Source organism: Streptomyces sp. NPDC050704, assembly GCF_040654355.1.
In the GTDB taxonomy this organism is placed as follows: domain Bacteria; phylum Actinomycetota; class Actinomycetes; order Streptomycetales; family Streptomycetaceae; genus Streptomyces.
The window spans coordinates 1-5,659 of the sequence record NZ_JBFAHW010000237.1 but is presented as its reverse complement, the minus strand read 5'-3'; the positions used below and the strand labels follow the sequence as shown (position 1 = coordinate 5,659).

Below are 5,659 nucleotides of genomic sequence, written 5' to 3'. Positions count from 1 at the left end.
GGCAACGCCGACCACAACGCGGCCCGGAACATCTTGCACCTGTACCGGACGGGCCACGCGCTCATCCCGGCTGCCGGAAGGGCAGCCGTCAGGCGCGCACCGCGCGTCAAGCCACCCACCGCAAGGTAGGGCGGAATCTCCCTCGTTTACGTGGGAGATCGCTTCAAGACAATCCCCACACGCTGCTGATGTGCGTCTACAAGCGCGACAAGGCCCTGTGCCACCGCGGCCTCAAGGACACCCCCAGCCTCGACCAGTGCGTCCCCGCCTGCGCGAACATCGCCCGCACCGATCAGCACGCCGCCGGCCTCCGTCGCCGCGCCACCGCGCTTGACCAGCAGGCAGGCCACGTCCCCGGCCCGCTGGGCGCGCGACTGCGCGACAACGCCACCCGTCTGCGCGACCTCGCCGACGCCCACCACCGCACCTGCGCCACACTCCAGGACGGCACCTCATGAGCCCCGCACCCGACGGACGCGACCGTATCCGCGCGGCAATGGACCGCATCCTGCCGGGAACCTCGCAGCACTCCAACAGCGCGCTGACGATCGTCGCCCTGGCCCAGGAAGCCGGCGTCCCGCGTAACGCGCTCACCCAGCGCCACATAGACCTCAAGAACGACTTCTACGCGCAGGTCAGAGCGCGCGGACAGACGCCGCACTCCGAGATCCGTCTGCGCCAGCAGATCGTCAAACTGAAGGAGCTCCGTGCCAAGGACGCCACCGAGCCGGCCCAGCTGCGGACCGACGTCGAGTACCTCGTCCGCGCTGTGAACCAACTGACCGCGCACAACCGACAGCTGCTCCACGCCCTGTCGCAGCCCGACTTCCCGGTCCGGGCGCTGCCGACCCAGCCGCACCCAGGCCGAAACCACCGAGTCGCTGCCCGATGCCCGGTGCAGGCGATGGCTTCGCCGCAAAGTGCAGCTGACCAGCGGGACGAAAAGCGTACCGGCCATTCACCGCCCGCGGGCTCGGAGCCGGGCCCGCCCTGGCGGGAGGAACCGTCCGTGGTCAGATGCGGCGGGCGGCCCAGACGGTGCGCTCGGTGCGTACCGTCAGGTCGTCGCGGCGCAGGATGCTGTGCGGGCTGCTGGTGTCGAGGAGCTGGTCGAGCGCGGTGAGGTCCTCGGGGGAGAGTCTGTCTGCGATGACGCTGCGGATGCGCTGCAGGACGCCGGTGGCGTAGCGGCCGATCGCTTCGCTGCGGGAGCCTTCGAGGTTCACGGCGATGGTGCGTTCGCCCTCGACGGTGAAGCCGGCGGCGGTCAGCATCGGGCCCCAGTCGGCGCCGCGGTGGGGCATGTGTTCGGCTTGGCGGCGGTCGGCTGCGGCGTGGACGCGCTCTTCCAGGCCGGGCCGGTCCTCGGGGGCGCTTTCGGGCAGGAAGCGGGGGTGGCCGGCCAGTTCGACGACGGCGAACAGGCCGCCGGGCGCGAGCGTGTCGTGGACGGTGCGCAGTGCGCGGTCGGGGTGGGCCATGTGGTGCATCGAGGCCGATGCCCAGACCAGGTCCGGTGAGCCGAGGTCGGGCCAGGCGTCGTCGTCGAGGTCGGCCTGCACCGTGCGTACGCGCTCCTGGACGCCGCGGGTGCACGCCTTGGTGCGCAGGCGCTGCAGGTGTTCGGCGGAGGCGTCGACGGCGGTGACATGCGCGTCGGGGAAGCGGTCCAAGAGGGCGAAGGCGCCCGCGCCCGTGCCGCAGCCCAGGTCCACGATGTGGTGCGGGACGGGCTGCAGCGGCAGCCATGCGGTGATGGAGGCGGTGTGCTCGGCGAGGACCTCGGCGTCCAGGTCGAGGATCTCCGCCTGGCCGTCCATTGCGTGCTCGTGGTGGTGACCGTGCGAAGCACCGTGGTGGAGGGTGTCGGTGTGTGCGTGGTTCATGCTCTTCACACTAGGACGGATATGCGCCTGCAGCATGAAGTGTCCCTGTTTACGCAAGATGATGGTCGAGGGCGCTGCCCGACGCGCAAGGTGTCACCGCCGGGGAAGGCCGTCGCGCGGCCGCACGGTCACTCGGGAGCACCCTGGGTGTCGTCGCCGCTGTCGCTCTGGTGCCCGCGGCGGGCGTCCCGGTCGAAGATGCCCAGGATCTCGCAGGGCCCGCCGTCGGCGCCGATCGCGTGCGGCATCATCGTGGGGAACTCGGCGGCCTGGTTGGTCTCGAGCCGGAAGCGGCGGTGGCCGAGCATGAGGATCGCCGTGCCGGACAGGACGACGAGCCATTCGCGCCCCGGGTGGGCGCGCATGCGCGCCGGGTTCTCGGGGGGCGGTTCGGTCATGCGCTGGCGCACCACGCTCATCCCAGGGTCGGCCTTGATGGTCCAGCGCATCCGGCCGTGTGTGCTGTCGATCGTCGGGCTGGTGACGACGTCGTCGGTGGCGGTCTCCACGAGCTGATCGAGCGTGGTGTCCAGGGCGCGGGCGAGGGTGACCAGCTGATCCAGTGCGAGGCGGCGCTGGCCGTTCTCGATGCGGCTCAGTGAGGACTGGCTGAGGTGGGCGCGGGAGGCCAATTCCTCCAGGGACCAGCCCTGCGCCACCCGCAAGGCACGGATGCGTTTGCGTACGAGGCTGTCCAGATCTCCATCTTCTTGCGTCATGAGCAACACTGTATGCCTTTGACGCAACTCCGGCTTAACGTCGTGTGCCGATGGTCCGCAACGTCTGGGACCAGTGGACGAGGAAAGGCAGGAGGCCATCCGTGACAACTTCTCCCTACGCGAGTGACGCACTGCCCGGTGAGACCGTCGACGCGGTGGTGATCGGCGGGGGCGCCGCAGGGCTGAACAGTGCGCTGATGCTCGCCCGCTCCCGCCGCTCGGTCGTCGTGATCGACAACGGCTCCCCACGCAACGCGCCCGCCGAGGCCATGCACGGCTCCATCGTCCTGGACGGCACCCCGCCCCCCGAGATCCTTCAGCGAGGCCGGGAGCAAGTGCGCCAGTACGGCGGGCGCGTCGTCTTCGGTGAGGTGACCTCGACCGAGCCCGCCGCCCCGTCGACGGACGGGGATCTGCGGTTCACCATCACCCTGGCCGACGGACGGAGCGTGAGTGCGCGCCGGGTCCTGGTGGCCACCGGCCTGAAGGACGTGCTGCCCGAGGTTCCTGGCCTCGGGCAGCACTGGGGCCACGGCGTGGTGCACTGCCCGTACTGCCACGGCTGGGAGGTGCGCGATCAGCCCATCGGCATCCTCGCCACCGGACCGGCCTCCATCGGCCACACATTCCTGTTCCGGCAGCTGACCGAGGACCTGACCTACTTCAGCCACGGCACTCACCTGGATGAGGCCACCCGCGCCCGCTTCGCCGCTCGCAACATCCGCATCGTCGACACCCCGGTGCGGGAGGTCGTCAACAACGAGGACGGCACCCTCGTCGGCGTGCGCCTGACCGGCGGCCAGGTCGTGGCCCGCCGCGTCCTCGCGGTCGCCACCCGGATGGAAGCCCGCGCCGAGGGCCTGGACGGGCTGAAGCTGCCGATGCAGGACCTGCCCGACAACCTGGGCCGCGGCATCGCCACCGGCATGGCGGGCACCACCGAGGTGCCGGGCGTGTGGGCGGCAGGCAACGCCACCGACCTTGCCGCCCAGGTCGGCGCCTCCGCAGCGGCTGGCGCCCTGGCCGGCGCCCACATCAACAGCGTGCTGGCCACCGCAGACACCGACGCGGCCCTGGCCGCAGCCCAGGGCGAAACTCCCGCCCTCTGACATCCGGCGCGGCACCGGCCGCTGCACGCCCTCGATGCGTGCGGGGCCCGGGCCCCACCCCCTTCACCCGGCGACCGGCCCTGCTCCGGCGCTGACTCAGCATGCCCATTTTGAGAGGAATCCATGAGTACGAACCAGCCCGTACCGGCCACGCAGACCGGCGGCCGGGGCGCCCCCGACGCGCGTCAGCTGCGCACGATCCTGACCACCGTCTCCATCGCCCTGATGGCGGTCATCGCCTCGGTGACCGGGCTGAACGTCGCGCAGACCCACATGGCCGTGGAATTCGCCGCCTCCCAGAGCACGGTCCTGTGGATCATCAACATCTACACCCTCGCCCTGGCCGCGCTGCTGCTACCGCTCGGCGCCCTGGGCGACCGCCTGGGCCGCAAGCCCATGCTCATCGCCGGACTGAGCGTGTTCGGCATGGCTACCGTGGTCGCGGGCCTGGCCCCGACGGCGGAAGTGATGCTCGCCGCCCGCGTGGCCAGCGGCATCGGTGCCGCCATGATCATGCCGATCACGCTCGCCGTCATCACCTCCACCTTCCCCCAAGAGCAGCGCGGCAAAGCGATCGGCGTGTGGACCGGTATCGCCGGAGGCGGCGGCATCCTGGGCATGTTCCTCTCCGCGCTCCTCGTCGACGTCGCCGACTGGCGCTGGCTGTTCGTCCTGCCCGCGGTCCTGGTCCTCGTGGCGCTGGCCATGACGGTGAAGTCGGTTCCCAACTCCCGCGAGACCTCGGCCCATCGATTCGACACCGTCGGCGCGCTGGTCTCCAGCTTCGCTGCGGTCGGCCTCATCTTCGTCCTGCAGGAGGGCCCCGAACGCGGCTGGACCGCGCCCGAGACGCTGATCAGCCTGACCGTCGGCCTCATCGCCACCATCGGTTTCGTGGCCTGGGAGCTGCACCGCCGCGACGCCTCCCTGCTGGACGTGCGCCTGTTCCGGGAGCGCGGACTGTCGGGCGGCTCGGTCACGCTGCTGGTGGTCTTCGGTGTCCAGGCGGGCATCGGCGTGGTCCTCTTCCCGTTCTTCCAGGCCGTACTCGGCTGGTCGGGCCTGCTGTCCACGGTCGCGATGATGCCCATGGCCCTCGCGATGATGACGGCCTCCGGCCTGGCCCCCAAGCTGGCCGCGGGGATCGGCGCACGCTCGACCATGGTCGTGGGCATCGCACTGGCAGGCGTCGGCATGGCGCTCATGGCGCTGTTCGTCTCCGTCAGCGGCGGCTACCTGTCCGTCCTGCCCGGCCTGCTCGCCATGGGCGTCGGCATGGGCCTGTCGATGACCCCGTCCACGGAGGCCATCACCGCCTCCCTGCCGCGCGAGAAGCAGGGCGTCGCCTCCGCCCTCAACGACGTCACCCGCGAATTCGGCACCGCACTCGGTGTCGCCCTGCTCGGCGCACTCGTGTCCGCCGGCTACCGCAACGCCATCGACGACAAGCTGCACGCCATCCCCCAAGGCGCCGCGGACACCGCCCGGGAAGGCGTCGCCAACGCCGTTGCGGTGGCGGGCAGCACCGGACCACACGCACCGGACGTGCTCCACGCAGCCCAGCAGTCATTCGTCGACGGCTGGCAGCAGGCCATGTGGGCAGGCTCCGTCATCATGGGCGTCCTGTTCATCTACATCGGCCTCCGCGGCCCCAAGAACACACCCTCCGCGGTCGCGGATGAGACAGACCCCGCTGAGGCTGTCTCCGCCGGCTGACCGCACAAGAGCCGGGCCACAGTAAGCAGACCACCCCGCGAACACCGCGTTCACCCCCCGACCAGGAAGCCGCTGAAGCCGAGTCGCCCCTGTCCGGGGCCGGAAGCGTCAGAAGACGGTTGCTGCGACTCCCCGGTGGCGCTCCAGATACGCGCGTCCTCCGGCGGTTGCCGACTGCAATAGCAACCGCCGGCACGAGCGAGGCTGCGACCGGAACCAGAGGCCGGTC

5 protein-coding genes and 1 pseudogene are annotated in these 5,659 nt (G+C 70.8%); 4 read left to right on the top strand and 2 right to left on the bottom strand.

The window, feature by feature from the left end; genetic code table 11:
• A pseudogene (locus AB0I18_RS51525) lies at window positions 1-129 on the top strand (RNA-guided endonuclease TnpB family protein); the annotation flags it as partial.
• Between the two features lie 59 nt (window positions 130-188).
• On the top strand, window positions 189-458 hold the full coding sequence (locus tag AB0I18_RS51520) for a hypothetical protein (protein ID WP_363112805.1): 270 nt from the start codon (window positions 189-191) through the stop codon (window positions 456-458).
• Window positions 459-1,013: 555 nt separating this feature from the next.
• Here AB0I18_RS51520 and AB0I18_RS51515 read toward each other — a convergent pair.
• A complete protein-coding gene (locus AB0I18_RS51515; RefSeq protein WP_363112804.1) occupies window positions 1,014-1,886 on the bottom strand; it encodes a methyltransferase in 873 nt (290 codons plus the stop codon).
• Between the two features lie 128 nt (window positions 1,887-2,014).
• Entirely contained in the window at window positions 2,015-2,605 is a 591-nt protein-coding gene (locus AB0I18_RS51510) for an XRE family transcriptional regulator (RefSeq protein ID WP_363112803.1), read from the bottom strand.
• 101 nt (window positions 2,606-2,706) lie between these two features.
• Here AB0I18_RS51510 and AB0I18_RS51505 point away from each other — a divergent pair, with 101 nt between their 5' ends.
• Window positions 2,707-3,714: an NAD(P)/FAD-dependent oxidoreductase gene (locus AB0I18_RS51505; RefSeq protein WP_363112802.1), complete on the top strand. Its 1,008-nt coding sequence runs from the start codon at window positions 2,707-2,709 to the stop codon at window positions 3,712-3,714.
• A 123-nt stretch (window positions 3,715-3,837) separates the two neighbouring features.
• Window positions 3,838-5,430: an MFS transporter gene (locus AB0I18_RS51500; RefSeq protein WP_363112801.1), complete on the top strand. Its 1,593-nt coding sequence runs from the start codon at window positions 3,838-3,840 to the stop codon at window positions 5,428-5,430.
• Window positions 5,431-5,659 lie beyond the last annotated feature (229 nt).